Here is a 25,989-nt window from a genome sequence, read left to right on the forward strand (position 1 = left end):
AAGGAGGCCTCCAGCTTAGGGGCGCACCTCACACCCTAGCCAACGTATCCCCAGCCCCTCGTCACAGCGCGCAATTCCGAGCGCATCCGCGGTAGTGCGGAGCACCTCGCTGCCGTCGATCTCGACCACCAGGTCGCCAGCGGACAAGTTGGCCACGAGCTGCCCGGCAAGGGGCAGATCGTGCGCAATCCCTTGCTGTGCCAGATGCCATGTCGCGCCGTCCTGCCGCCAGATCGAAAGGACTGCCGCGCGTCCTGAGTTCTGTAGCAGCAATGCGGCCATATCCGAATCGTCACCGTTTCCACGGTAACCGACCACGAGCGACACATGGCTTCCCGCGCTGGACGGATCGAGCCTGTACCGAAAACCGAGCGGGCTGCGCATTTTGCCACGTCCAATGGCGAGGCAAAGATCGTCGGAAGCCGCCACCCGAACGCCGTCGTCCAGTCGCTCGGGTGCTCCCAAGAGCATATCGAAATCCTGCCAGAACTGCCGCCCGCTCGCGGCATTTCGCGCACGCGACAGTTGTCGGCTTTCGATCTCGCGCCACAGATCAGCCGCGAGCAGTCGATCGAGACCTGCGAACGAGTGCCCGTGATGAGCGTCGTCGGGTACATCGGCAAGCCTGACCTCATGAACGGCGCCGTAAGGACCGAGAGCGAGATAGTCGCTCGCCTGCCACGTTCGTCGGTTGAGAATCCAAAGGCCACTCAAGGAATGGGCTCGTGACGCGCGGCTGGATTTGCTGGATGCGCCGACGAGGATATGGTCGGAGGTGGCTGCAAGGCCGCGCGTGTAGATCGCGGAGCCGGATTCCCACAGGATACGGTTGTTAGCCAGGTCGATCAGGCTGCCTCCTGAGGAGTGGCAGGCGATCTTGCTGCCGTCGTCGGTGACGAATATGTTGTGCAGGCCGCTGACGTGACTGTAGGACTGCACTTCAATCAGCCGCAGGTCCGAAAGCGAGAATATTGCGAGCTGCGATCCCTTGTTGAAGCGGTGGGCAACGACATAGAGCCGATCATGGCGCGCGAAGACGGAATTGAGATGGTCGCCGGACGAGTCGCCCAGTGCCAGCGTGAGGAGCTAATCCGGGCCTCCTGAAACAGACCTGGCTTGTGCAGATCGATGATCGTCACCGCATTGCGGCCGGTATTCGTACAGGCCACCTTACCGTCGGTGAGACATAGAATCTGGTGGGGCTGTGACAGGAACCTGCCTGATTCCAGGGCGCCGGCCGAAATCCAACCGACTTCCGATTGGGCGTAGGTCACCATGTCGACAAGCGTCTGATTGTCGAGGCCGCTGTGCGACAGAACCAGGTCCGTTCCATCGGCGAACCAGGATATACCGTAATATTCTCTGCGGTGTTCCTCGATCGGTGTGGTGACACGGTCCACCAGATCGACGAGCAGGAGGTAAGAAGCTGTTGCAACTAGCGCGTATCGCATGACAATGCCCTGACCCTGCTGATCTCAAGACGTGGTCTATTTAATTCGAAGTCTTCATCGCGATCCGGAATGACAAGGGAAGACAAGGACGCGCTACGCGGTCTTGTCGAACAGTTCGCGGCCGATCAGCATGCGGCGGATTTCGCTGGTGCCGGCGCCGATCTCGTAGAGCTTGGCGTCGCGGAGCAGGCGGCCGGTCGGATAATCATTGATGTAGCCGTTGCCGCCCAAGAGCTGAATGGCGTCGAGGGCGCATTGCGTCGCCTTCTCGGCGGCGTAAAGGATCGCGCCGGCGGCGTCTTCGCGCGTGGTCTCGCCGCGGTCGCAGGCTTTCGCCACCGCATAGACATAGGCGCGCGAGGCATTCATCGTGGTGTACATGTCGGCAACCTTGCCCTGCACGAGTTGGAAGGTGCCGATCGGCTGGCCGAACTGCTTGCGCTCGTGGACGTAGGGCATCACCACATCCATGCAGGCCTGCATGATGCCGATCGGGCCCGCCGCGAGCACCGCGCGCTCATAGTCGAGGCCGCTCATCAGCACGTTGACGCCGCGGCCGACCTCGGCGAGCACGTTCTCCTCCGGCACCTCGCAATCCTCGAACACCAGTTCGCAGGTGTCGGAGCCGCGCATGCCGAGCTTGTCGAGCTTTTGCGCGGTGGAGAAGCCCTTCATGCCCTTTTCGATGATGAAGGCGGTGATGCCACGCGGCCCACCGTTCGGATCGGTCTTGGCATAGACCACCAGCGTGTCGGCGACGGGGCCGTTGGTGATCCACATCTTGTTGCCGTTGAGCACGAAGCGGTCACCCTTCTTCTCCGCGCGGGTGTTCATCGAGACCACGTCGCTTCCGGCGTTCGGCTCGGACATTGCAAGAGAACCAACGTGCTCGCCGGAGATCAGCCTGGGCAGATATTTCCGCTTCTGCGCCTTGTTGCCGTTGCGGCGGATCTGGTTGACGCAGAGATTGGAATGGGCGCCATAGGACAGGCCGACCGAGGCGGACGCGCGCGAGATCTCCTCCAGTGCGATGCAGTGCTCGAGATAGCCAAGGCCGGAACCGCCATACTCCTCCTCGACCGTGATGCCGTGCAGCCCAAGCGCGCCGATCTTCGGCCAGAGGTCGCGCGGAAACTGGTTGGTGCGGTCGATCTCGGCCGCGCGCGGGGCGACCTCGTTGCTCGCGAAATCAAAAACGGTCTCGCGGATTGCGTCCGCGGTTTCGCCCAGATCGAAATTGAACATCCGTTGCGCGTTGGGAATCATGGTCGGGCGGCCTCCGGCAGAATGGCTTGTTGCCCCTAGGCTTATTCGCTGGCGAGCGGCTTGTCACGGGGGGCATATTTTCTCCCTCGCCCCCACGTGGGGCGATGTGACCGTCGCCAGCAACCACCGCCGTTATTCCGGGACGACGCGAAGCGTCGAGCCCGGAATCCATTTTTCCGCCTGCACAAGCGGCGAAATGGATTCCGGGCTCGTCCTTCGGACGCCCCGGAATGACGAGGCTGGTAGAGATGGATTCGCGGAGGCTCCCCTCACCCGGAATTCAAACTCCGTTTGAATTCCGACCTCTCCCCGCAAGGACGGGGCGAGGTGGAATCTGGGCTCGCTTTTGCGCCGATTACTGCAAGCTCCCATGCGGCCAAATGTGCCAAACTCGCCCTTGCCCCGTGGGGCACGGCGGGTTGTAATTCGCTGGAAATGCGCTCGCCGGAACAACCGGGCCGGGACGATCCAGGGAGATACGCCATGCACGGGACGATCGATCGCCTTCAGAACGAAGCCCAGGAGGCAGCGCGGGGGCGGGCCTATTCGGTCCCGCTGGATCAATTCGACCCCGGTGACCCCGAACTGTTCCGCACCGATACGTTCTGGCCCTATTTCGACCGGCTGCGCCAGGAAGAGCCGGTGCACTACTGCCGGGACAGCCTGTTCGGGCCCTATTGGTCGGTGACCAAATATAACGACATCATGGAGATCGAAAACAACCATTCGGTGTTCTCCTCGGCCGCCTCACTCGGCGGCATCACCATCCGCGACGTCGCCCCCGACCTGCGGCGCGAAAGTTTCATCGCGATGGACCACCCGCGCCATGGCGCCCAGCGCAAGACCGTGGCGCCAATGTTCACCCCGACCCATCTCGACCAGCTCGCGATCAACATCCGCAAGCGCTCGACCGAATGCCTCGACAATCTGCCACGCGGCGACGTGTTCGACTGGGTCGACAAGGTCTCGATCGAACTGACCACGCAGATGTTGGCCGTGCTGTTCGATTTCCCCTGGGACGAACGGCGCAAGCTGACGCGCTGGTCCGACGTCGCCACCACGCTTCCGGGCGCGGGCGGGCTGGTCGCGACCGAGGACGAGCGGCAGGCCGAGCTCATGGAATGCGCCAGCTATTTCTCGCGGCTCTGGCAGGAGCGGATCAACCAGCCGCCGAAGAGCGACCTGCTCTCGATGATGGCGCACAGTCCCGCGACGCGCGACATGGACCCGAAGAACTTCCTTGGCAATCTGATCCTTCTGATCGTCGGCGGCAACGACACCACGCGCAACACGCTTTCCGGCAGCATCTATGCGCTGAACCGGCATCCGGACCAGTATCAAAAGCTGAAGCAGAATCCCGACCTGATCGACAGTTTCGTGCCGGAGGTGATCCGCTGGCAGACGCCGCTCGCCCATATGCGCCGCACCGCGCTTGCCGACATCGAGTTCCGGGGCAAGCAGATCAAGAAGGGTGACAAGGTCGTGATGTGGTACGTCTCGGGCAACCGCGACGAAGATGTGATCGACCGGCCTTATGAATTCATCATTGACCGCGCCCGTCCCCGTACTCACATTTCCTTTGGCTTCGGCATTCACCGCTGCGTCGGCCTTAGGTTGGCCGAATTGCAGTTGAAGATCATCTGGGAAGAGATCCTGAAGCGCTTCGACACGATCGAGGTGGTGGAGGAGCCGAAGCGCGTGTATTCGAGCTTCATCAAGGGATATGAGACGCTGCCGGTCCGCATCGCGGGCTGAGCCGCAAGGAGCTGATAGCGATGAACGTGCAGACTTCGCTGAGGGCCGACAGAACCGAGCTGATGCGGCTGGCGCGCGAGGAGGCCTATTCGACGCCACTGAAGGACTTCCATCCGGGCGCGCCGCGGCTGTTCCAGAACGACACCTGGCAGCCGTGGTTCGAGCGGCTGCGCAAGGAAGAGCCGGTGCATTATTGCACCAACGCGCCGATCGAGCCCTATTGGTCGGTCACCAAGTACAACGACATCATGCATGTCGACACCAACCAGGGCATCTTCTCCTCCGATGCGCGCCTGGGCGGCATCGGGATTCGCGACCTGCCGGAGGGTTTTGACTGGCCGAGCTTCATCGCGATGGACCAGCCGAAGCATTCGGCGCAGCGCAAGACGGTGTCGCCGATGTTCACGCCGACGCATCTGGACGAGCTTGCGAAACTGATCCGCGAGCGTTCGGCGCGCGTGCTGGACAGCCTGCCGCGCAATGAGACCTTCAATTTCGTCGACAGGGTCTCGATCGAACTGACGACGCAGATGCTGGCGACGCTGTTCGACTTCCCCTGGGAAGAACGGCGGAAATTGACCCGCTGGTCCGACGTCTCGACCGCGCTGCCCAAGAGCGGCATCGTGGAATCGCCGGAGCAGCGGCGGCAGGAGATGGACGAGTGCCGCGCCTATTTCGCCAATCTGTGGAACGAGCGCATCAAGGCGCCGCCGCAGAACGACCTGTTGTCGATGATGGCGCATAGCGATGCGACGCGGCACATGGACCCCGACAATCTCATGGGCAACATCATCCTGCTGATCGTCGGCGGCAACGACACCACGCGCAACACCATGACCGGCTCGGTGCTGGCGCTGAACGAGAACCCGGAGCAGTACAAGAAGCTCCGGGAAAACCCTGAACTGATCGACTCGATGGTGCCGGAAGTGATCCGCTGGCAGACGCCGCTCGCCCATATGCGACGCACCGCGCTTGAAGACACCGAGCTCGGCGGCAAGACAATCAGGAAGGGCGATCGCGTCGTGATGTGGTACGTCTCCGGCAACCGCGACGAAGAGATGATCGACCGGCCCAACGAGTTCATCATCGACCGCCCGCGACCGCGCACGCATCTGTCGTTCGGCTTCGGCATCCACCGCTGCGTCGGCATGCGGCTCGCTGAATTGCAATTGAAGATCGTCTGGGAGGAGATGCTGAAGCGGTTCGACCGCATCGAGGTGGTCGGCGAGCCCCGGCGAATCTATTCGAGCTTCATCAAGGGCTACGAGACCCTCCCCGTGCGCATCCCGGGGTGACGGCCAGCGTCGTCATTGCGAGGAGCGCAGCGACGAAGCAATCCATGCGTCCGCAAGCGGTGAAATGGATTGCTGCGCTGCGCTCGCAATGACGTGGAGAGTACGTGCTCCACTCTGTCTCCTCACCCTGAGGAGACCGCGGAGCGCGCGTCTCGAAGGGCGAGGCCACCGGCCGGGCCTCATCCTTCGAGACGCGCGCAAGCGCGCTCCTCAGGGTGAGGATCGAGGGACGGATTTTTCCGCGGGCGGGAATGATCCTCCGATGGCGCTGCGCTTCTTCCGGGCTGCGGCACCGTAATCCATGCTTGCCAAGCCTGGCATGGTGTTTCATACGCTATGGCAAAGAGCACAGGGAGATTACGCCGGAGCCGCCAAGGCCCGCCGATCTGCTATCCCGCCAGCGCCGGTGATTTCCGATGACCGCACCAGAACAACATGACGACCATTCCGACATCCGCGATGCGGTGGCAAAGCTCTGCGCGCAGTTTCCCGGCGAATACTGGCGCAAGCTCGATCGGCAGATGGCGTATCCGAAGGAATTCGTCGACGCCCTGACGCAGGCCGGCTATCTCTCGGTCCTGATCCCCGAGGAATATGGCGGCGCGGGGCTGACGCTTTCTGCGGCGGCGGCGATCCTGGAAGAGATCCAGCGTGCGGGGTGCAATGGCGGCGGCTGCCATGCGCAGATGTATACCATGGGCACGCTGCTGCGGCACGGCAGCGCGGAGCAGAAGGCGAAGTATCTGCCGAAGGTCGCGAGCGGCGAATTGCGGCTGCAGGCCTTTGGCGTCACCGAGCCGACCAGCGGCACCGACACCTCCTCATTGAAGACTTTTGCAAAGCGCGATGGCGACCACTACGTCGTCAACGGCCAGAAGATCTGGACCAGCCGCGCCGAGCATTCCGACCTGATGATCCTGCTCGCGCGCACCACGCCGAAGGAGCAGGCGAAGAAGCGCACCGATGGTCTATCGGTGTTCATCGTCGACATGCGCGACGTCAAGGGCAAGGGGCTGGAGATCCGCCCCATCAGAACCATGATGAATCACGCGACGACCGAAGTGTTCTTCACGGACATGCGGGTGCCGGCGGAAAACCTGATCGGCGACGAAGGCAAGGGCTTCCGCTACATCCTCTCCGGCATGAATGCCGAGCGCATCCTGATCGCGGCCGAATGCATCGGCGACGCCAAGTGGTTCATCGCGAAAGCGACCGACTACGCCAAGGAACGCGTCGTGTTCGGCCACCCGATCGGCCAGAACCAAGGCATCCAGTTTCCGATCGCGAAATCCTACGCCTCGATGCGCGCGGCCGAACTGATGGTGAAGGAAGCCACGCGCAAATATGAGGCCGGGCTCGACTGCGGCGCGGAAGCCAATATGGCCAAGATGCTGGCGGCGGATGCGTCCTGGGAAGCGGCGAATGCCTGCGTGCAGACCCATGGCGGGTTCGGCTTCGCGGAGGAATATGACGTCGAGCGCAAATTCCGCGAAACGCGGCTCTACCAGGTGGCGCCGATCTCGACCAATCTGATCCTCTCCTTCGTTGCCGAGCATGTGCTCGGTATGCCCCGCTCCTACTGAGGAAAGACGCATGCTGCCGCTCGAGGGACTGACCGTCATCGCCGTGGAGCAGGCGGTTGCAGCCCCATTCTGCTCGTCGCGCCTGGCCGATGCCGGCGCCCATGTGATCAAGATCGAACGCCCCGAGGGCGATTTCGCCCGCGGCTATGACGCCGCCGCCAAGGGCCAGAGCAGCTATTTCGTCTGGCTCAACCGCGGCAAGGATTCGGTCGTGGTCGATCTCGCGACCAAGGAAGGTCGTGCGAGCCTGGAGGAATTGATCGCGGGCGCCGATGTGCTCTTGCAGAACCTCAAGCCCGGTTCGATGGACAAGCTGGGCTTCTCGCTCGCGCGGCTGCGCAAGGATTATCCGAAGCTGATCTGCTGCACCATCACGGGCTATGGCGACGAAGGTCCGTACGCCAATCGCAAGGCCTATGATCTCCTGATCCAGGCCGAGAGTGGATTGGCCTCGATCACCGGCGGGCCGGAGAGCGCCTCGCGCGTCGGCATGTCGATCGTTGACGTCGCGACCGGCGCGACCGCGCATGCCGCGATCCTAGAAGCCTTGATCGCGCGCGGCCGCACCGGAGTGGGAGCCGACATCCGCATCTCCATGTTCGACGTGATGGCGGACTGGCTGACCGTACCACTGCTCAATGCCGAGGACGGCAAGCCGCCGAAGCGCATGGGCCTCGCCCATCCCTCGATCGCTCCCTACGGCGTGTTCCGCTCCAGGGACGGCAAGGAGATCCTGATCTCGATCCAGAGCGAGCGGGAATGGAAGAAACTGTGCGCCGAGGTGCTGGGACAACCGGAGCTGCCCGGCGACCCGCGCTTCGCCAACATGGTCGAGCGCGTGCGCAACCGTGCGCTGACCGATCAGACCGTCGGCGATGCCTTCGCGAAGCTGACACGCGACGAGCTGTTGCAGAAACTCGGCGATGCCGACATCGCTTTCGCCGAGGTCAACACCATGGCCGATCTCGCACACCATCCGCATCTGCGCCGGATCGAGGTCGACACGCCGAACGGCCGCGTCGCCTATCCGGCGCCGGCCGCGATCTTCGTCGGCGAGCCGCGCCACTATGGCGCTGTGCCGGCGATCGGCGAGCAGACCAGCGCCAACAAGACCTTTCCTGCGCGAGCACAGTCATGAATGAACCACTCGACCTCGACCATCTCAGGCAATGGGTCGGCCGCACCAGCGAAGCCACCGACATCGTCACTGCGCAGCTCGTGAAGGGGCTGCGCGCGACACTGTTCCAGGAGATCGGCGAGCCCAAGGTAGGCGATGCCGCGCCGTTCACGGTGCACTGGTGCCTGGCGCAGCCGGTGTTTCCGATGTCGGAACTGGGCCCCGACGGCCACCCGACCCGGGGCGGTTTCCTGCCGCCGGTGCCGCTGCCGCGCCGGATGTGGGCCGGCGGCGAGGTCGAATTCCTCGACACGTTGCGGGTCGGCGACGAGCCGAAACGTATGTCGCGCATTTCCGACGTGAGTCTAAAGAGCGGTTCGACCGGCACGCTGTGCTTCGTCTCCGTGCATCACGAAGTGACGACGCCGCGCGGGCTCGCGATCCGCGAGCGGCAGGATATCGTCTATCGCGAGATGACGAGCACGCCGTCGGCCGCGCCTGCGAAGGCTCCGCCCCTGCCGCCGGTTGCAAAGCACCGCGAGAGCCACATGGCCGATCCGGTGCTGTTGTTCCGCTATTCGGCGCTGACCTTCAACGGCCACCGCATCCATTACGATCGCGACTACGTCACCAAGGTCGAGGGATATCCGGGGCTGATCTTCCACGGGCCGCTGCAGGCCGCGCTCATCATCGAACTGGCGGCCAAGCTTCACGGCGGAAAGCCGCCGAAGACGTTCGTCTATCGCGGCGTGCAGCCGCTGTTCGAGGGCAGCGAGTTCTCGGTCAACGCCAATGAGAATGGCGCCGCCCTGGAACTGTGGACCGCGAATTCTGAAGGACAGCCGACGATGAAGGGCACGGCGACGTGGTGACGCGCTAGCGCGTCATTCCGGGGCGCGTCAAAGACGCGAACCCGGAATCTCGAGATTCCGGGTCTGGTGCTAACGCACCATCCCGGAATGACGGAGTATCGGACACAGCTCCGCGCAGACGGAGCATCTACTGATGGGAGAATCGCCTGATGTCGTCGCGCAAGCCCGCCACGAACAGCAAAGCCGTTACCGTCAAGGACGCAACGTTCGGCCTGCTCCGTGCCTTGGGCATCAAAAAGGTGTTCGGCAATCCCGGCTCCACGGAGTTGCCGTTCCTGAGCGACTGGCCCGATGACATCGACTATGTGCTGGGGCTGCAGGAAGCCTCCGTCGTCGGGATGGCCGACGGCTATGCGCAGGCGACGCGGAACGCCGGCTTCGTCAATCTGCATTCGGCCGCCGGCGTCGGGCACGCGCTCGGCAATGTCTTCAACGCCTACCGCAACCAGACGCCGCTCGTGATCACCGCGGGCCAGCAGGCGCGCTCGATCCTGCCGCTGCAGCCATTCCTCTATGCCGAACGCGCCACCGACTTTCCGCAGCCTTACGTGAAATGGGCCGTCGAGCCGGCACGGCCCGAGGACGTGCCGGGCGCGATCGCACGCGCCTATTACATCGCGATGCAGCCGCCCTGCGGGCCGACCTTCGTCTCGGTGCCGGTCGACGACTGGAACCGGCCGACGCAGCCCCTTGAAGCGCGCGAGATCAGCCGTGAGATCGGGCCCGATCCGACGGCGATGAAAGCGCTGGTCGCGGCGCTTGCCGAGAGCAAGCACCCTGCCCTCATCGTCGGTCCCGCCGTCGACCGCGCGCAGGCCGTCGATCTCATGGTCAAGGTCGCGGAGAAGGCCAAAGCCTTGGTGTGGGCGAGCCCGTTCTCGGCGCGCTGCTCATTCCCCGAGCGGCATCCGCAATTCGCCGGCTTCCTGCACGCGTCCCCCGGGCAGTTGTCGGAAGCGCTGCGCGACCATGACTTGGTCGTGGTGATCGGCGCGCCGGTGTTCACCTTCCATGTCGAGGGCCACGCAGCGATCTTCGACGGCGCAACGACGCTGTTCCAGATCACCGACGATGCAAGCGCGGCATCGTTCACGCCGGTCGGCAACAGCATCATCGGCACGGTGAAGCCGTCGCTTGCGATGCTGCTGAAGGCGTTGCCCGAGACCAAACGCGCCGTGCCGACTGGCCGCACATTGCCGCCTGTGCCGGCGGCCGGCGATCCAATCGCCGCCGAATTCCTGATGCATTCACTCTCCGCCGCGATGGGGCCGGACGACGTGCTGGTGGAAGAGGTGCCGTCGCATCGCCCGGCGATGCAAAAGTTCATGCCGATGCGCGGGCAGGACAGCTTCTATACCATGGCGAGCGGCGGCCTCGGCTACAGCCTGCCGGCGGCGGTCGGCATGGCACTCGGCCGCTCAGCCTGTCACATCGTCTGCCTGATCGGCGACGGCTCGGCGATGTATTCGATCCAGGCGCTATGGACCGCGGCGCAGCGCAAGCTGCCCGTGACCGTGGTGGTGATCAACAACGCGGGTTACGGCGCGATGCGCTCGTTCAGCCAGGTCATGCAGGTACGCAACGTGCCGGGGCTTGAATTGCCTGATATCGATTTCGTCAAGATCGCCGAAGGCATGGGCTGCCACGCGGTGCGGGTGACGAAGGCCGCTGAGCTTTCCACCGCGCTGAAGCGCGGGCTCGCGCATGACGGCACGAGCCTGGTTGAGGTGATCGTGGATTCGGCGGTGCCGCTGCTCTACGCGCAGAAGGGATAGCGGGCGAAATAGCCTTTGACCTCATCTGAATGTCGCCTGTTGGCCCGAGCCGAACAGCGACGAAGCGGCTGTCACGTCGGATAGCTGCGGTAGGCCGGACATCGATGCGCGCCCGCCTCACCGTCACTAAGCGGACTTTCCGCCGGCCTGCCTTGAAATCAGATCCTCCGGCTTGGCTCGCCGATGCAGCGTAGAGGATAGCCGTTGCGATGGGCCAGTGCGGTACCCGCGCGACGATAGCTGAGGCCCGTTCGACGGAGGCTCGGCGGTTGTAGCCGACAGCAACCTATGACACCATCCAAGGTGTTTTGACTTTTGGATGCCTATGCCACGCCGGAAATATGCTTGGGAAAAGCTGTCGGATGAACAGTTGCTTGAGCAACGCCTCAGTAGTCTGAGGGTTGCGGTCGAAGACACTTGGCTCGAGGATTGTCTCAGCGCTCTCTATGAAGAGCTCGAAGGGCGGGGCATCCGGTTGCGGCCACACGCATGGATATCGAGCGAATGGTTTAGTCCGGCAGATGTGCCCGGCATCGCCATCCCATTTTATCTCACCCATCCCCGCCTGATGAAGATCGAGAAGAAAATGATGCTCGACGTCGAGGGCGGCAATTGGTCCGAGTGCATGGCCATTCTCCGGCATGAGGCAGGCCATGCCGTGCAGCACGCCTACCGACTGCACCGCCGTCGGCGTTGGCAGCGGCTGTTCGGCCCATCCTCGAAACACTATCCACGTTACTACCGGCCCAATCCGGCCAGCCGGAGCTATGTCCAGCATCTCCGGCTCTGGTACGCGCAGAGCCATCCGGACGAGGATTTCGCCGAAACCTTCGCGGTCTGGCTGCGGCCACGTTCAAACTGGCGGACGCGTTATGCAGGTTGGCCAGCGCTGAAGAAGCTCGAATATGTTGACGAACTGATGAACGAAATCGCCGGGAAGCGGCCGCTAGTCACGACGCGGGAACGTGTCGATCCGCTGCATGAGCTCAGCCAGACGCTTGGCGACCACTATCAAAGAAAACAGGCGTTCTACGCCTTCAAGCCACCGAAGACTTACGACCGCGACCTCTCCCGGCTCTTTTCCGCCGATCCACGGCATCGCCGGGAGCAACCGGCTGCGGTCTTCATCAGACGGCACCGTGCCCAAATCAGGCAGCTTGTCGCACGGTGGACGGGCGAGAACCAACTTACGCTCGATGCTGTGCTTGACGACATGATATCCCGCTGCCGCGAGCTCGATCTGCGTGCCGTCGGCCCTGAACGGAAGCTTGTGATGAACTTCACCGTCCTGTTGACCGCCAAGACCATGCACGCGCTGTTCGGCCCGTCGCGCCGCAAATGGATCGCGCTATGAGACGCCTGCGCATCCTGGTGCTCATGCATCCGGACTTCGTGCCTCCGGACTCTACCGACGGATATACTGGGCAGCAAATCAATGCATGGAAAACAGAATACGATGTCGTGAGTACCTTGCGTGCGGCCGGCCACGAGGTTCGCCCACTCGGCGTGCAGGAGGAAATCAAGCCGGTGCGCGACGAGATCGAAGGTTTCAAACCGCATGTGGTATTCACGTTGCTGGAGGAGTTTCATAACGAGGTGATGTACGACCATCACATCGCAAGCTATCTCGAGCTGATGCAGATCGCGTATACCGGGTGCAACCCGCGTGGCCTGATCCTGGCGCGCGGCAAGGATCTGTCCAAGACGCTGGTGCACCATCGCCGGATCGCGGTGCCGGCCTTCGCCGTGTTCCCGATGCGCCGCAAGGCCAAACGACCAGCGCGTCTTGCGCTGCCGCTCATCGTCAAGAGCCTGAACCTCGATGGATCGTTTGGTATCTCGCAGGCATCCATCGTCGATACGGACGAGAAGCTCGCAGAGCGAGTCGCCTTCATCCACGAGCGGGTCGGAACAGCCGCAATCGCCGAGCAGTATATCGAGGGGCGTGAGCTCTATGTCGGCGTGCTCGGCAACAATCGGCTGCGAGTTCTGCCGGTTTGGGAATTGAAATTTGGCAGCATGGGCGGTCACGGGGCGCGGCACATAGCCACCGAAAAAGTCAAACACGATCCCAATTATCAAGAGCGCGTCGGAATTGTAGATGGGCCGGCCAAGAACCTTGCGCCGGAGGTTTACGCCCGTATTCAGCGAATAGCAAAACGCATCTACCGAACGCTGGGGCTCGATGGATACGCGCGCATCGACTTTCGCCTTTCTAGCGACGGCACTCCGTATTTCATTGAAGCGAACCCCAATCCCGAAATCGCGAAAAGCCAAGAGTTCGCTACAGCGGCTCGGCATGATGGACTCGATTACCCGGACCTGCTGCATCGCATTTTGGCTCTCGGAATAAGCCGGGCAAAGGCGGGCGTATCCGCAGGCTGAAGGCAACGCGAGACGAGCATGCAGGAGACAGGTTCCCCGCCTGTTGGCCCACAGGCGACCTGCGGCCGATGAAGCCATCGCATCCGCTTTCAGATGCAAAGAGGACGGAGGTTGGCGTCGGACGCAACGTCGGCTGCTCAACCCGAAGCGAACTTGACACGGTAGGATAGTGACCCTGTCGCGAAGTTCGGCGCAAATTGCATGATACGGTTGGCGACAATCAGGAGGTGAGCATGGAGAAATATGGTGCTGGTTCGATTGTTGTGTCCGACTATGACCCCGGTTGGCCGACGTTGTTCGAGCAAGAGAGCGCGATAGTTAAGAGCGCTCTCGGCTCATTCGCATTGGCCATTGAGCATATAGGCAGCACGGCGGTTCCTGGTCTCCCCTCGAAGCCTATCATCGACTTGTTAGTTGGCGTACGTAGCCTTGAAGAGGCAAAGGAGCGATGCGTCGGGCCCATTGAGGAACTTGGTTATATTTACATACCGGAGTACGCGTCATGGCTCCCCAGTGAGTTGTTCTTCCGAAAGGGGCCTCCAGGACCATGGACCCACCATGTGCATTTGATGGAGCCGTCCCATCCTCGTTGGGAAGCATTACTGGTGTTTCGCGACTATCTTCGCGCACACCCTGAGGCGGCCCGCGCCTATGCCGACATTAAGCGGGCCCTCGCTGCTTCGTCAAAAGACAACATAGAGGCCTATCGAACCGGCAAAAATGTCTTTGTCGAAGAGACAACAGCTAAGGCTCGTGCATGGCGCGCCAATGCAGGAGATCAATAGCTGCGCGAGATTTCAGAGCCTCAATATATGCTCTTGGCCCGAATCTGGCGAACTCGGACACTCGTCTCAAGGTCGTCTGCCAGGAACAGTGGGACATCGTCCGCCTCGGCCGCCAATTCCGTATCTGACCTAGCTCCGAAAAACGGGTAAAATGACCGGGGGTTACATCCGAGGAGCAACAACATGACCCGACAAATCCCCGAGGTCGTTCCCACCAGGATCGACTGGCGCGCCTTCGCGATCATAGGCAACCCGATGCCGCCCCGAGATCCTGATGACGACGAAGAGGACGAGGAGCAGGACGACGAAGAGAACCGAACCGACGAACCGCCGGTCGTGCGCGAGCCGGATGAGGACTAAAGCGCGATGAGATGAGGATGAATCATCATCGCGCTTTAGGCATGATCTTTTCGGAAAACCGCTTCACACTTTTCCGGATCATGCTCTAGGCGCTCTCACCAACCAGTTTGGGGTTGATCCTGTCGATCAGATCAGAACGGAGCAACTCCGCGGCGCTTATATCGGCCGACGTCTGTTGCAACGTGCTGACATTCGATCCGAGCGATACGATTCCGCCCAGCACCAGGGTCACCGACCCAATAGCAGCGACTTGGTTAGGCCCGAACAGGCCGAGCATCATAACGATCAGCAATGCGATACCGCATGCGATTGCCACCTTGGAAACCAAAATGATCTTTCTGCATCGCTCGGCGACTTCGGCAAGCTGCTCGAGCCGAGCTTCGATCATTGAAATCTCGTCGAGGGGCTCGTCTTCAGTCATCGAACTCAAGATCCGAATCCGGAGATCACGTATCTACGCGGCGTTGCGTCCTGGCGCCGCTCCCTGGTCGAACAGCCCTGCTTCCACGAGCGACGCCCGGATTCGCGCGATTTCCGCATCCGTTATCTTGACCAAAGGCGGCCGCACCACGGCACGAGGCAGCTTTCCAAGCAAAACCAAAGCTTCCTTCATGCGGTTATGCATATCGACGAAGGGATCAGCGTAGAACACGCGCGCCAATGGATAAATCCGATCGTTGAGCCGACGGGCTTCTGCAAGATCGTTGGTCTGTACGGCGCGATAGAGCCTGGCTTGAAGATCGGCGATCACGCTGCCGCTGCCGGAAAGCAAGCCATTACAGCCGAGCACCAGGGAACTCAACAGCCATGCACTGTTGGTCGATAGCACGTTGACGGAGGGCTTGCGCCCCTGCAACACACGAATCTGGCTCTCGTGCTGCGGCACCAGTGGCGTCCAGTCCTTGATCGCGCGGATCGTCGGCACCTCATCGAGCAGTCGCTCCAGCGTCGCCGCCGGATAGCCCTGCCCCGTAGCCAAGGGATATTGAAACACGATCATTGGCAGATCAGACGCGTCGCGGATGGTCTTGAAATGGGCCAGCACCATCTCAGCCGATTGGCCAAGCGTGAACGGAGCCGGCGGGAACACAAGCAGCGCCGAAGCTCCGCCGGCCTGCGCCTGCCGCGCAATCCGCGCCGCCTCCAGGCTGCCGTCTGCCCAGACACCGTGGATGATCGGCAAAGTGCTGCCGACTTCCTCGCCCGTGATCTCCATGAGGCGACGCTGCTCGTCCCTCGTGCAGGATGCAACCTCTGTGGAGTGCGCGTTGATCGTGACCGCCGACAATCCCTGCACCGCCGCGACATCGCGCAAGTGAGCTCGGAAGCTATGCTCGTCGATCGACAGATCCTCGAGGAACGGCAGCAGCACTGCCGGGATCACACCGTGGGGCACGAAATCTTGATACCGGCCCATGTGTCGTCTCCTTCTGCGGTCTCCTACAGGGTTCTACCCGTAAGCCTAGCGCTTTCCCGCCGGTCAGCCGAGTCACCCAATCCTGGTTTATTGGCTTGAACCGCCTTCTATCTCGCCTCTTTCGATGGTGAGGGTCACGTCGGCAAACGTCTCGAGCAGCTTCGGGTTCGACTCCGTAATCAGCATCGTAATGTCCTTGTCCTGCGAACGAAGCCGACGAAGCGCTTCGGCGTATCGCTGCGCGAGGACAGGGGCAAGTCCCTGAAAGGGCTCGTCGAGAATGAGGAGGCGGGTACCCAGCATGAGCGCGCGACCGAGCGCGACCATCTTGCCTTGTCCGCCCGAGACCGATCCCGCCGGACGCCTGGCAAGCTCTTTCAGCTCCGGCAACACGGAGTAGGCCCGCTCCAACCTTCGTCGTGTCTCTTCCGCAGCGAGCTTCGCCACGCGACCAGGCAGAAGGATGTTTTCTTCCACGGTAAAAGCCGAAAACAGGCGGCGATCTTCAGGCGCGTAGCCCACACCCAGCAACGGCCGGCGGTGCGGCGCAATCGGCCCGAGGTCCTCGCCATCCAGCCGCACGGCGCCGACCGCTTTCGTGAAGCCCATGATGGTGCGCACGGTCGTGGTCTTGCCGGCACCGTTGCGGCCAATGAGCGCGGCACTTACGCTGGGCCTCAACGAGAAATTGACATTGCGCAACACCGGCGCATCGGCGATCGCGACATTGACATTCTCGAAACTCAACATCGGTGTCATATGCCGATCACCTGCTCTCGGACCTTTGGGTCCATCAGAACCTCCGCCGGCGTGCCGAGCTTCTGGATCTTCCCCACGTTCCATACGGCGACACGATGGGCGTAACGCTCGACCATGTCCATGTCGTGCTCGACAAAGACCGACGTAACCTTCTCCTTCGCGAGCGCGGCGGTGAGAATATCCATGATTTCGAGCTTCTCAGAAGAGGCCACGCCCGAGGTCGGTTCGTCCATAAGCAACAGCTTGGGCTTCAGCGCAAGCGCAAGCGCGATATCAACCAGCTTGCGTTGCCCTTCAGGCAACTCTCGCGCCGTTCGGTCGGCATAAGACCTGACGCCGACGAGCTCCAGCAGCCGCTCCATTTCCGGCGCCTCCGGCAATCGCGAGAGAGCCTTGAAGCCTGACGGGTATCGCTGCCGCGAGGCCGCCGCGATCAGCATGTTCTCCATGACTGTCTGATCGAGGAAAAGCTGCGGAATTTGAAAGGCGCGAGCAATGCCAAGCTTGGTGATGCTCCGTGGAAGATGCGCAGTAATGTCGTGGCCAAGAAAAGTCACCGTACCGGCCTGCGGCCGGAGATAGCCCGTCGATATGTTGAGGAAGGTCGTCTTGCCGGCGCCGTTCGGTCCAATGATGGCGAGATTCTCTCCCTCATGGATGTCAAGGTCGATCCCGTCCGCGGCGATAATCCCGCCGAACCGGATCTTGATGTCCTTGGCGGAGAGCAGGACGTTGGCCATCAGTGCTCCCCCTTCCTGGAGTGACTATACCGTTGCCTGAGGCCGATCAGCCCGTTTGGCGCGTAAAGGATGATCGCGATCAGGACGACGCCGAGAATGAGCTGCCAGGAGTCCGCGAGGTGAGCGGCCGCATAGAACCGGACGCACTCGAACATCGCAGCCCCCGCAAACGCGCCGAAAGCGTGGGCGCCGCCACCAAGGATCGCGATGAACACGAACTCGCCCGACTTGGTCCAGAAGCCGAACTCCGGTGTAGCGATCTGCTGAATCATAGCCACTAGCGCGCCGCCGACACCGCCGAGAAATGCGGAGATCACGTAAGCTATGAGCAGCACGCGGCGAGCCGACATTCCCAGATATTCGAGCCGAGTCTCGTTCGATTTGATCGCCCGCAACATGTGCCCGAGCGGGCTCTCGAGATAGCGTTGCATGCCGCAGAATGCAGCAACTGCGATCAATAGGCTCACGTAAAGGATGACATACTGGAAGACTTCCGGCGTGAAGGAAAACCCCAGCAAGTCGGGACGCGCCACCCGGATGCCGTCTGCGCCATTGGTGTAATGGAACATCTTTTCAAGAAGCGACCACAACACCATCGAGAAGGCCAGGTTGAGCATTCCGAAGAAGATCTGGCGGTAGCGGACCACGAACAGGCCGACGATCAGGCCGAAAACGGTGGACGAGGCGCCTGCGAGCACGACATAGAGCAGGATGTCGCCACTACCGATGTATTTGCCCCAGAAGGCCGCCGTGTAGGCGCCGGCGGCGAAGAACATCGCATGTCCGAACGATACCTGCCCCGCCTGCAGCAGCAGGACGATGCCGAGCACGACGACGCCCTTGGCCAGGATCAGCGCGAACAGCGTAGCCCAGCTCGACACGAACAGCGGCGCGATCGCGCTGACCAGAAAGAAGATGACGGCGACCGCCGTGATCGGCTTGATGCGGGTCGTCATCAGATTTTTCTCACATGGACAGCGCCGAACAGTCCGAACGGACGCACCAGAAGCACCAGCACCATCAGCAGATAGGGTACGAGAACTTCGAACTCCGGCTGGAGGTAGATGATAAAGGCGCGCGTCAGACCGATCATAAGGGCGGTGAGTGCGGCGCCTTCAATCTGCCCCAGGCCGGCAGTTGCCGCCACGGCGAAGGAGAGCACGATCATGTCGGCGCCCATCCCGGGTACGAGTGACGTCGTCGGCGAGGCAAGCGCGCCGCCGAGTGCCGCCAAACTCGCTCCGATGATGAACGTGGCGAAATAGACGCGCCTAGCGTCGATACCGATGGACGTGGAGGCCTCACGATCCTCCGTAACGGCCAGGATCACAGCCCCGGCAAGGGTGCGACGCAGGAAGTAGCGGAGGCCGAACAGCGTCGCGAGCGCCACGACCGGCAGCAGGATGACCTGGTAGGACGTGTAGTTCACGCCGAACACGGTCACGTTCGGCAGCAGCTTCAAAGGCTCGGCTGCGAAGATCGGCTGCACGCCCCAGATCAGACGCTGCAGATTGTCCATGATCATGAAGGCTGCAAACGTGATCAAGAGCTGAAGGACATCGTCCCGTCCGTACAGCGGCCGCAGCAGAAAGCGTTCAATGAAGCCGCCGCAAACTACGCCGATCACGATCGACGCGGCCAGCAGCGCGGGATAGGTGAGCCACGGCGACACCGGCGCAACCTTGATGCTGAATGTCGCGGCAAGATAGGCGCCAAAGGCATACAGGGAGCCGTGCGCCACGTTCACGACGCGAAGCACGCCGAAGATCAGGCTGAGCCCGACGGAAACCAAAAACACCAGGGCGGCGTAGCTGATCCCGTCGAGGACGGCCAGTATCGCGAGAGTCGAGTTCATGGCGACCTTCAGGGAAGCCCGTCCCCCGGACAGCCGGAGGGCGGTAACGGAGCGCTATTGTTTGAAGGTCGGCACGTCCATTTTGGCGAACTCCGGCTTGAGCGTCTTGAGCCACTCGACCGACCGCACGCCCGCCGGGTTGGTGATCACCTTCGGGTCGAAGATCATCATGTTGTCGAGGAGTTTGAAGTCGTAGCCCGGAAAGGATTTAGTGACGCCGACAAGCTGGGCTTCCAGACCCTGATTGTCCTCGGGCCTCAGCTTGACCGGCCGGCCGAAGCCGGTTGCGAACTCTGTGCCGGCCGTCGCATCCACGACTTGCTCCCGCGTGGGCCAATTGCCGCCATTCGCCTTGATGGCTTTGTCATAAGCCGTTTGCAGCGCCTTGAATGCTTGCGCCATATGATAGACCGGATAGATCGGCCATGCGCCCGTCTTCGCCTTGAACTCTTCGTTGAAGGCTTTGAAGGCCCGATCATTCTTCTTTTCCGGATGCAGGAACCAGTGGTCTCCCCGCGCACCGACGATCAGGCCCTCCGGCAGATCCTTGCCCAATCGCTGGATTGACGATTCTCCGATACCCAGCACGAATGTCGATTGCTGCAGCAAGCCACGTTGACCCGCCTGGCGCACCAGAGTGTCGAGGTCGCCGCCCCAGGCGGTCGTGAGCACGACGTCAGGTCGGAGTGCCAGCAAACGAGACACCTCGGTGGAATAGTCAGGGGCACCGAACTTCGGAAACAGCTCTGCAACGACCTGGACGTCAGGTTTCATCGCCTTCAACGCAGTGGAGAATATCTCCCAGCTTTCGCGACCCCACGCGTAGTCCTGATTGACGACCGCAATCGTCTTGAAGTCGGGCTTCGTCTTGAGGAGATAGATGAGCACCGCCAGCATCTCCGGCGTGCCGTTGGCCTGAGTGCGGAAATTGTAGCGGTACTTCTTCGTCTCGAGAATGGAAGCGGCGCCGCAATCCCACATGAAGTTCATGACCTTGAGGTCTTCGGCAACCGGAACAAGCTGATTGCAGCTACCGGAAGAGATTGCAGCGAACGTCGCGTCAACCTTCTCGTCCTGGACCATGCGGCGGTAGTTTGAAACCAGGGCCTCGCCGCCGGCACCTTCGTCGATGAAGGAGAGCTTGACCGGAACGCCACCGATACCGCCCTTCTTGTTGAGATCCTCCGCGATCATCTCCGCCGCGGCCCTTGCCGGCACGCCGAAAACGGAAGCCGGTCCCGACAGGAATGTCGCAATACCGATCTTGATCTCCTGAGGTTTACTCTGCGCAAGAGCGGCGCCTGCAAAAATTGCAGTTGCTGCGGCCGCCGCAAGTGCGGTCTTGAAATATTGCATTGGAGGCCCTCCCTGTTTTTTCACTATTTGTATCTGGCCTGGTGGCCGTTTTTTCTTGCCGTAACGCTACTATAATTTGCGTCCTTTGCCAGCATTTACTGATCGCCTGAGAGCGCGACGTCACGTTCGTTCGCGAGGGCGCTACCCCAACTCAAAAGTGGTGACGCCGAATACCCGCTCCAGCCGCAATGGCGGAACAGTGCCGGTATACATGCGCGCGGTCTCGAACACTGACGCAAGCCCCAAGTCTTGCGCCAACGCCACGGCGTCGCAGTTGACGCTTGGAACATCAAGGAAGATCTCGCCGCCGCCCACGCGGGCCAGCAAAGCCGAGAGAACCATCTCGACGCTGGCGCGGTCGTCGGCGACCAGCGGGCCGATCTTGCGGCCCCTCCGGCACGGACGGATCACGCCCCAGCCGGCAAGCCCGCCGTCGCGCACGAGCGCGCAACCGACATGCCCGGGCGAGTCGATCCAGGCGCGCAGGAACGCGGTGCGCCTGGCCGGAAACACCGTCGCGTCATACGCCTCCACCGTCGCCAACGGGACGTCGGTGAGCGCGACGACATTGGCCTGCGGCGCGTCCGGTGCCGCGGCGGTGCCGCCATAACGGATGTTGGCATAAGCGAGCTCGAACCCGGACTTCCTGTAGTTTTCCTGCTGCGCCACCACCCCGTCGAGCCCGATCACACGTCGGCCAGCATGCGCGATGGCCGTATTCCACATGCGCAGACCATAGCCACGACCGCGCAAGTCTTTCCGGACGATGTAGAAGCCGAGGAAGGCGAAGCTCTCATCGTAATTGACGCAGGAGACGGTTGCGACCGGAGCGCCGTCGAGCTCGCCGATGAAGAAGCCTTCCGGGTCGGGCGCGGCAAAGCAGGCGGCGTCGGCGAGACCCGGATTCCAGCCTTCGGCCGCCGCCCAGTTCACGGCTATCGAGATTTCGTCCGGCCGCATCGTGCGGATGCGCAGGTTCTCTGTGGAGGGCGATCGTGCCGATGGACTCATGAACCGATATCACCACGAGCGAGTGGTCCCCGGCAAATGAAGAAACGCCGCGGCGGTGGCGCCCAGGATCCGCCAGCTTGCGTAGGATTCTGCTGAGCAGGATAAGCGTGGGAGTTTCAAATGTTCCAGCGGTCACCCAGCTGGGGCCGTCCGATCCAGGCCCTGTTAAGACAGCGGGTTGCCCAGCCGGGCCGCGGTCTTCCCTGTAGTCGAGCCTGAGCTTCGTGGTAGGGACCGACGTAGCGAAGCCGGGCGGGCATTGCGGAGTACAGGCGTCGTATACGTGCAAGCGCACGTTCTGCGGCGTTCCTGTCCCGTTCGTCGAATGCAAGTCCGAAGCACGTGCGAAGGCGGTCGGGCAGCAGCTCGGTGCTCAGGGCTTGATACCATCGCGGTATGCGCAACCATGGTCGTCCGCCGGCGAAGATCTGTCCCGCCACCTCGCGTGCGGTGTCCGTGACCGACAATGTGCCCGATTGCATCATGGCCTCGTTGTAGGCCACAAATGACTCCCAATCGGCCGACAAGTCAGTCGGCTTGAGCCCGAACAACGCCCCAAACAGCTGGCTTTCGGCCCAATACCGCTCGCGCTCCTCGGCCGAGAGCGGAGGCAGGATCATGTCATGCACCATGAGAGCGGTCTCGACGAGAGTCGCGTGAACCCAGCGCAACGCTGCGACCTCATTGGCGCAATAGGGCGAGCCACTCGCGAACGGACCGATGGCTTCGGGCAAGTGGCCGACGATCGTGGCATGGCGACGGTGCAGATGTCGGGCAGCAGCAAGAGCGTTGTCCAGCGAGCCGAACACCATTGTGAACACGACGTCAAAGGTTCGATGAAAACGACCGATTGGGTCTGCAAAAGTCCGGGAATGCTCGGCCACGGCGGCGGCGACCCACGGATGCGCCAACTGAAGGAGCAAGGCGCGACCGGCGCCCAAAAAGATGACGGCTTCCCTGTCGATCCTCCAGGTCATCGAGGCTGGACCAAAAATTCCCTCGGCAGATCCGGCAGCCTGAACCCGCACGAAATCCAGAGCAGCCTCCAATTCGCTTGCGGAGACCAATGCGTACCTTTCCAAGTGGGAATGACAGCTATTGCAGCGCACTGCATAGTCTATCGCAAGTCAGCAGGCCGAAGCCAACTTAATGCGTCCAAGCGTCTTGAGCGTCCGGGTCAGCATCTGCTGCGAGATGCCGGCGACGTGGCGCTTGATGTCGTTGAAGCGCGGCGGTCCGTCCTCAGGGCATCTTCAAAGCTCCGCCAGGAAGCGCTCCAGCGCCGCGTTGGTCTCGGCTGGCGCTTCCTGCTGCACCCAGTGCCCGATGCCTGGAAGGATGACCGACCCGCGAAAGTCGGTGCAGCCGATGGCGGGGTTCGCATAGAGATCCATGCCGGGCACGAAGGCGCGAACCGCGTCGCGCTCGCCGGCCACAAAATACGAGGGTTGCGTCACCGGCTTTCCGGCAAACTCCTCCAGCTCCTGAAAATCGATATTCTGCGCGCGGTAGCGATTGAGCGGCCCGCGGAAGCCGCCGGTGCGAAATGCGTCGACATAGACCTGCAAGTCGTTCTCGCTCATCCAGTCCGGAAACGGCTGCGGATCGATCATCCCATCGAGCAATTTCGCATCGACAGGCTTGTGTTCGAGCCACTTGTTGAGCGGCGCGCCGCCTGAGATGGCGAAATAGAGCTTTCGCAAAGCGACGGGGATGTCGGCCTCAAGCTCTTTCTCCGCTACGCCTTCGTCCTGGAAATAGATTTGATAGAAGAAGCGATCCTTGTAGGCGGCTTTGATGGCATCAAGAAAAGCGACAGGTCGTCTGGGGATGTACGGGACACTCAAACCGGCGACAGCCGTCACCTTGTTCGGGTAGAGCAGCGCCGTGTTCCAAACGATCGGGGCGCCCCAATCGTGACCGAACAGGATCGCCTTGCCGTCGCCCAATTGATCGATCACGGCGGCGACGTCGGATGCCAGATTGCGGATGGTGTAGGCGGCAATCTCCTGCGGCTTTGAGCTCTGCCCATAGCCACGGACATCAAGCGCCGCCACCGCGTAACCGCGCTTCGAGAAATGACCGATCTGGTGACGCCACGAGTACCAAAGCTCGGGAAAGCCGTGAACGCAGACGATCAGCGGACCGCGCCCGGCGACGGCGACGGTCAGGTTGATCGATCCGTTCCGCACTGTGGTGAGATCCATGGCGTCCTCGCAGGGTTTTCCGTTTCCAGTTGTTACTTTTGCTCAAGCTCGTGCGGATGGAAAGGCGCGGATGACCGAACACGGCTACATCTGTAACGAGGCGCCACGCGGACGGTCCTCTTGCGTGAGGGGATAGTGTGCAGCGTGCGGCTCTCTCGCTGTCGTCCCGGGCTTGACCCGGGACCCATAACCACAGGCGTTAGTAGTGAGCTCCGCTGCAACTGCTTGCTCGCGCCACAACAACTCCCTGTGGTTATGGGTCCCCGCTTTCGCCGGGGACGACGCGTGTTGTTTGTGGCGAGAGCGCAGCTTATCGCCCTGTCGATTGTTCCCCCTCATTCGAGGAGCAAACGCTGCGCGAGAGTATGAGTTGCGCCACCGGCGCCTATTTCCCGTATTCTTCGCGCATCTTGGCCTGGATCTTGGCCATGCCGCCGATCCAGCGGTCATAGTTCTCGGTCTTCTTGCGCATGTAGCCGAGCACCTGCGGGTGCGGCAGGATCAGGAAGGCTTCCTGCTCGATGCCGCGCAATGCATCCTCGGCGACCTGCTCGGGCGTGAGATCGCCGTCGCCGGATTGCGGGCCCTTCGGGATCGAGCGCAGCATGTTGGTGTCGACGCCCTGCGGACAGAGGATCGAGACCTTGATGCCGTCGGCGCGATGGGAGATCGCGAGGTTCTCGGCAAAGCCGACCGCGGCATGCTTGGTGGTGGAATAAGCGGGGCTGCCGACCTGTGACAACAGCCCGGCCGCGGAAATGGTGTTGAGGAAATAGCCGCCGCCGCGCGCCTTCATGCGCGGCACCAGATGCCGCGCGGCATAGACGTGGGCCATCACATGGATCGCCCAGCTGCGCGCCCAGGGCTCATCGGAGGTGCCGCCGGCATTCACGGAGAGCGGATCGAAGCCGCCGCCGATGCCGGCATTGGAGCAGAACAGCGCGATCGGGCCGAACAGCCGCTCGGTGGCCTCGATCACATGCAGGACGTTCTTCTCCTGCCCGACATCGCATTTGAACGCCGCGCCGCCCACGGAGGCCGCGACCTTCTCGGCGGCCGCATGGTCGAGGTCGACGACCACCACTTTTGCGGCGCCCGCGCGATGGAACACTTCGCACAACGCCTTGCCGATGCCATTGCCGCCACCGGTGACGACCACGACCTTTTCTGCCACCTGCATGGCCCCTCCCGATTTGTATTTGTCAGCGTCCTCAGCTCGCGAGCACGAGGTCGAGGATCGCCGTATAATGGCAGGCCGCGCCAAGCAAGACAAAACAGTGCCAGATGGCGTTCTGGAAGCGCAGTCGCTGCCAAGCGTGGAATACCACGCCGAGGGTGTACAATACGCCTCCCGCGGCCACGAACCACAGCGCCATCGCCGGCAGCGCTTTCACCACGGCATCATAGAGCATCAGGCCGCTCCAGCCCATGGCGAGATAGAGCCCGACCGACAGGCGGTCGAAGCGGCCGGGCAGCGTCAGTTTCAGCACGACGCCGACGATCGCCACACACCAGACTCCGACCAGGAGCGCGATGGCAAAATAGCTCTCCCTCAATTCCATGATGAAGGGCGTATAGGTCGCCGCGATCAGCACATAGATCGCCGAATGGTCGAAGCGACGCAGCACCCATTTGGCGCGCGATACCGGCCAAAGATTATACGTCGCCGACAGCACCAGCATGGCGAGCAGACCCGCGACATAGACCGAGACCACCGCGACATCGCGCGGCGTCGCGTAGACAGCGGTCAGTACGATCAGCACGGTGGCGGCGATCAGGCCGAAGCAGATGCCGACGACATGGACGATGCCGTCGGCGATCAGTTCGGCGCGGTCGTAGTTCCAAATCACGGCGCCGGCCGCGTGGATCGAATTGGAGGCGAGCTGCTTCAGTCGAAATACCGTCATGGCCAGTCGGCGCAGATCCGTCAGGGGCGAGGGTGTCGGCGTGGAGAGAATACCAATCCACTACCCTATCCTCGTGGCTGTTTTTTGAACCGG

General features: G+C 62.0%; 25 protein-coding genes and 1 pseudogene. 10 read left to right on the forward strand and 16 right to left on the reverse strand.

Annotation, left to right across the window (positions count from 1 at the left end):
* Window positions 1-15: 15 nt before the first annotated feature.
* From J6497_RS20095 to J6497_RS20105, 3 genes are all read right to left on the reverse strand, one after another.
* Complete coding sequence (locus J6497_RS20095) at window positions 16-939, reverse strand: hypothetical protein (RefSeq protein ID WP_225706009.1); 924 nt, start codon at window positions 937-939, stop codon at window positions 16-18.
* A 5-nt stretch (window positions 940-944) separates the two neighbouring features.
* Window positions 945-1,451: a hypothetical protein gene (locus tag J6497_RS20100; protein WP_225706010.1), complete on the reverse strand. Its 507-nt coding sequence runs from the start codon at window positions 1,449-1,451 to the stop codon at window positions 945-947.
* 93 nt (window positions 1,452-1,544) lie between these two features.
* Window positions 1,545-2,717, reverse strand: coding sequence for an isovaleryl-CoA dehydrogenase (locus J6497_RS20105; protein ID WP_225706011.1), 1,173 nt, complete (start codon window positions 2,715-2,717; stop codon window positions 1,545-1,547).
* A gap of 483 nt (window positions 2,718-3,200) precedes the next feature.
* Here J6497_RS20105 and J6497_RS20110 point away from each other — a divergent pair, with 483 nt between their 5' ends.
* The 10 genes from J6497_RS20110 (at window position 3,201) to J6497_RS20155 (ending at window position 14,644) form a co-directional block, all read left to right on the forward strand.
* On the forward strand, window positions 3,201-4,472 hold the full coding sequence (locus J6497_RS20110) for a cytochrome P450 (RefSeq protein WP_225706012.1): 1,272 nt from the start codon (window positions 3,201-3,203) through the stop codon (window positions 4,470-4,472).
* Window positions 4,473-4,492: 20 nt separating this feature from the next.
* On the forward strand, window positions 4,493-5,767 hold the full coding sequence (locus J6497_RS20115; RefSeq protein ID WP_225706013.1) for a cytochrome P450: 1,275 nt from the start codon (window positions 4,493-4,495) through the stop codon (window positions 5,765-5,767).
* Between the two features lie 416 nt (window positions 5,768-6,183).
* On the forward strand, window positions 6,184-7,350 hold the full coding sequence (locus tag J6497_RS20120; protein ID WP_225706014.1) for an acyl-CoA dehydrogenase family protein: 1,167 nt from the start codon (window positions 6,184-6,186) through the stop codon (window positions 7,348-7,350).
* 10 nt (window positions 7,351-7,360) lie between these two features.
* Entirely contained in the window at window positions 7,361-8,488 is a 1,128-nt protein-coding gene (locus J6497_RS20125) for a CaiB/BaiF CoA transferase family protein (protein WP_225706015.1), read from the forward strand.
* Window positions 8,485-9,339, forward strand: a complete 855-nt coding sequence (locus tag J6497_RS20130) for an HTD2 family dehydratase (RefSeq protein ID WP_225706016.1) — start codon at window positions 8,485-8,487, stop codon at window positions 9,337-9,339. Before J6497_RS20125 ends, J6497_RS20130 begins: the two co-directional genes overlap by 4 nt.
* A 149-nt stretch (window positions 9,340-9,488) precedes the next feature.
* Window positions 9,489-11,114, forward strand: coding sequence for a benzoylformate decarboxylase (gene mdlC / locus J6497_RS20135; protein ID WP_225706017.1), 1,626 nt, complete (start codon window positions 9,489-9,491; stop codon window positions 11,112-11,114).
* Window positions 11,115-11,484: 370 nt separating this feature from the next.
* Entirely contained in the window at window positions 11,485-12,468 is a 984-nt protein-coding gene (locus J6497_RS20140) for a putative zinc-binding metallopeptidase (protein ID WP_225706018.1), read from the forward strand.
* On the forward strand, window positions 12,465-13,499 hold the full coding sequence (locus J6497_RS20145) for a D-alanine--D-alanine ligase family protein (RefSeq protein ID WP_225706019.1): 1,035 nt from the start codon (window positions 12,465-12,467) through the stop codon (window positions 13,497-13,499). Before J6497_RS20140 ends, J6497_RS20145 begins: the two co-directional genes overlap by 4 nt.
* A 233-nt stretch (window positions 13,500-13,732) precedes the next feature.
* Window positions 13,733-14,284, forward strand: a complete 552-nt coding sequence (locus tag J6497_RS20150) for a GrpB family protein (RefSeq protein WP_225706020.1) — start codon at window positions 13,733-13,735, stop codon at window positions 14,282-14,284.
* 183 nt (window positions 14,285-14,467) lie between these two features.
* On the forward strand, window positions 14,468-14,644 hold the full coding sequence (locus J6497_RS20155; protein ID WP_225706021.1) for a hypothetical protein: 177 nt from the start codon (window positions 14,468-14,470) through the stop codon (window positions 14,642-14,644).
* Window positions 14,645-14,729: 85 nt separating this feature from the next.
* Here J6497_RS20155 and J6497_RS20160 read toward each other — a convergent pair whose 3' ends face one another.
* The 13 genes and pseudogenes from J6497_RS20160 to trhA form a co-directional block, all read right to left on the reverse strand.
* On the reverse strand, window positions 14,730-15,065 hold the full coding sequence (locus J6497_RS20160) for a hypothetical protein (RefSeq protein WP_225706022.1): 336 nt from the start codon (window positions 15,063-15,065) through the stop codon (window positions 14,730-14,732).
* A gap of 33 nt (window positions 15,066-15,098) precedes the next feature.
* Window positions 15,099-16,061 carry a dihydrodipicolinate synthase family protein gene (locus J6497_RS20165; protein ID WP_225706023.1) on the reverse strand — a complete coding sequence of 321 codons (963 nt, stop codon included), beginning with the start codon at window positions 16,059-16,061 and terminating at the stop codon, window positions 15,099-15,101.
* 87 nt (window positions 16,062-16,148) lie between these two features.
* A complete protein-coding gene (locus J6497_RS20170; RefSeq protein WP_225706024.1) occupies window positions 16,149-16,820 on the reverse strand; it encodes an ABC transporter ATP-binding protein in 672 nt (223 codons plus the stop codon).
* A complete protein-coding gene (locus J6497_RS20175; RefSeq protein WP_225706025.1) occupies window positions 16,817-17,560 on the reverse strand; it encodes an ABC transporter ATP-binding protein in 744 nt (247 codons plus the stop codon). The genes J6497_RS20170 and J6497_RS20175 overlap by 4 nt, the downstream gene beginning before the upstream one ends.
* On the reverse strand, window positions 17,560-18,516 hold the full coding sequence (locus J6497_RS20180) for a branched-chain amino acid ABC transporter permease (protein WP_225706026.1): 957 nt from the start codon (window positions 18,514-18,516) through the stop codon (window positions 17,560-17,562). Before J6497_RS20180 ends, J6497_RS20175 begins: the two co-directional genes overlap by 1 nt.
* Complete coding sequence (locus J6497_RS20185) at window positions 18,516-19,415, reverse strand: branched-chain amino acid ABC transporter permease (protein WP_225706027.1); 900 nt, start codon at window positions 19,413-19,415, stop codon at window positions 18,516-18,518. Before J6497_RS20185 ends, J6497_RS20180 begins: the two co-directional genes overlap by 1 nt.
* 54 nt (window positions 19,416-19,469) lie before the next feature.
* Window positions 19,470-20,771, reverse strand: a complete 1,302-nt coding sequence (locus tag J6497_RS20190) for an ABC transporter substrate-binding protein (RefSeq protein ID WP_225706028.1) — start codon at window positions 20,769-20,771, stop codon at window positions 19,470-19,472.
* 141 nt (window positions 20,772-20,912) lie between these two features.
* On the reverse strand, window positions 20,913-21,782 hold the full coding sequence (locus J6497_RS20195) for a GNAT family N-acetyltransferase (RefSeq protein ID WP_225706029.1): 870 nt from the start codon (window positions 21,780-21,782) through the stop codon (window positions 20,913-20,915).
* Between the two features lie 116 nt (window positions 21,783-21,898).
* The gene (locus J6497_RS20200) at window positions 21,899-22,849 is read right to left on the reverse strand and encodes an oxygenase MpaB family protein (protein WP_225706030.1); all 951 of its coding nucleotides are present in this window, start codon (window positions 22,847-22,849) and stop codon (window positions 21,899-21,901) included.
* Window positions 22,850-22,933: 84 nt separating this feature from the next.
* A pseudogene (locus J6497_RS20205) lies at window positions 22,934-23,017 on the reverse strand (winged helix-turn-helix transcriptional regulator); the annotation flags it as partial.
* Window positions 23,018-23,035: 18 nt separating this feature from the next.
* The gene (locus J6497_RS20210) at window positions 23,036-23,989 is read right to left on the reverse strand and encodes an alpha/beta fold hydrolase (protein WP_225706031.1); all 954 of its coding nucleotides are present in this window, start codon (window positions 23,987-23,989) and stop codon (window positions 23,036-23,038) included.
* Window positions 23,990-24,374: 385 nt separating this feature from the next.
* Entirely contained in the window at window positions 24,375-25,169 is a 795-nt protein-coding gene (locus J6497_RS20215; protein WP_225706032.1) for an SDR family oxidoreductase, read from the reverse strand.
* Between the two features lie 31 nt (window positions 25,170-25,200).
* The gene (gene trhA, locus J6497_RS20220; protein WP_225706033.1) at window positions 25,201-25,896 is read right to left on the reverse strand and encodes a PAQR family membrane homeostasis protein TrhA; all 696 of its coding nucleotides are present in this window, start codon (window positions 25,894-25,896) and stop codon (window positions 25,201-25,203) included.
* Window positions 25,897-25,989 lie beyond the last annotated feature (93 nt).

This window comes from Bradyrhizobium cenepequi (genome assembly GCF_020329485.1).
GTDB lineage: Bacteria > Pseudomonadota > Alphaproteobacteria > Rhizobiales > Xanthobacteraceae > Bradyrhizobium > Bradyrhizobium cenepequi.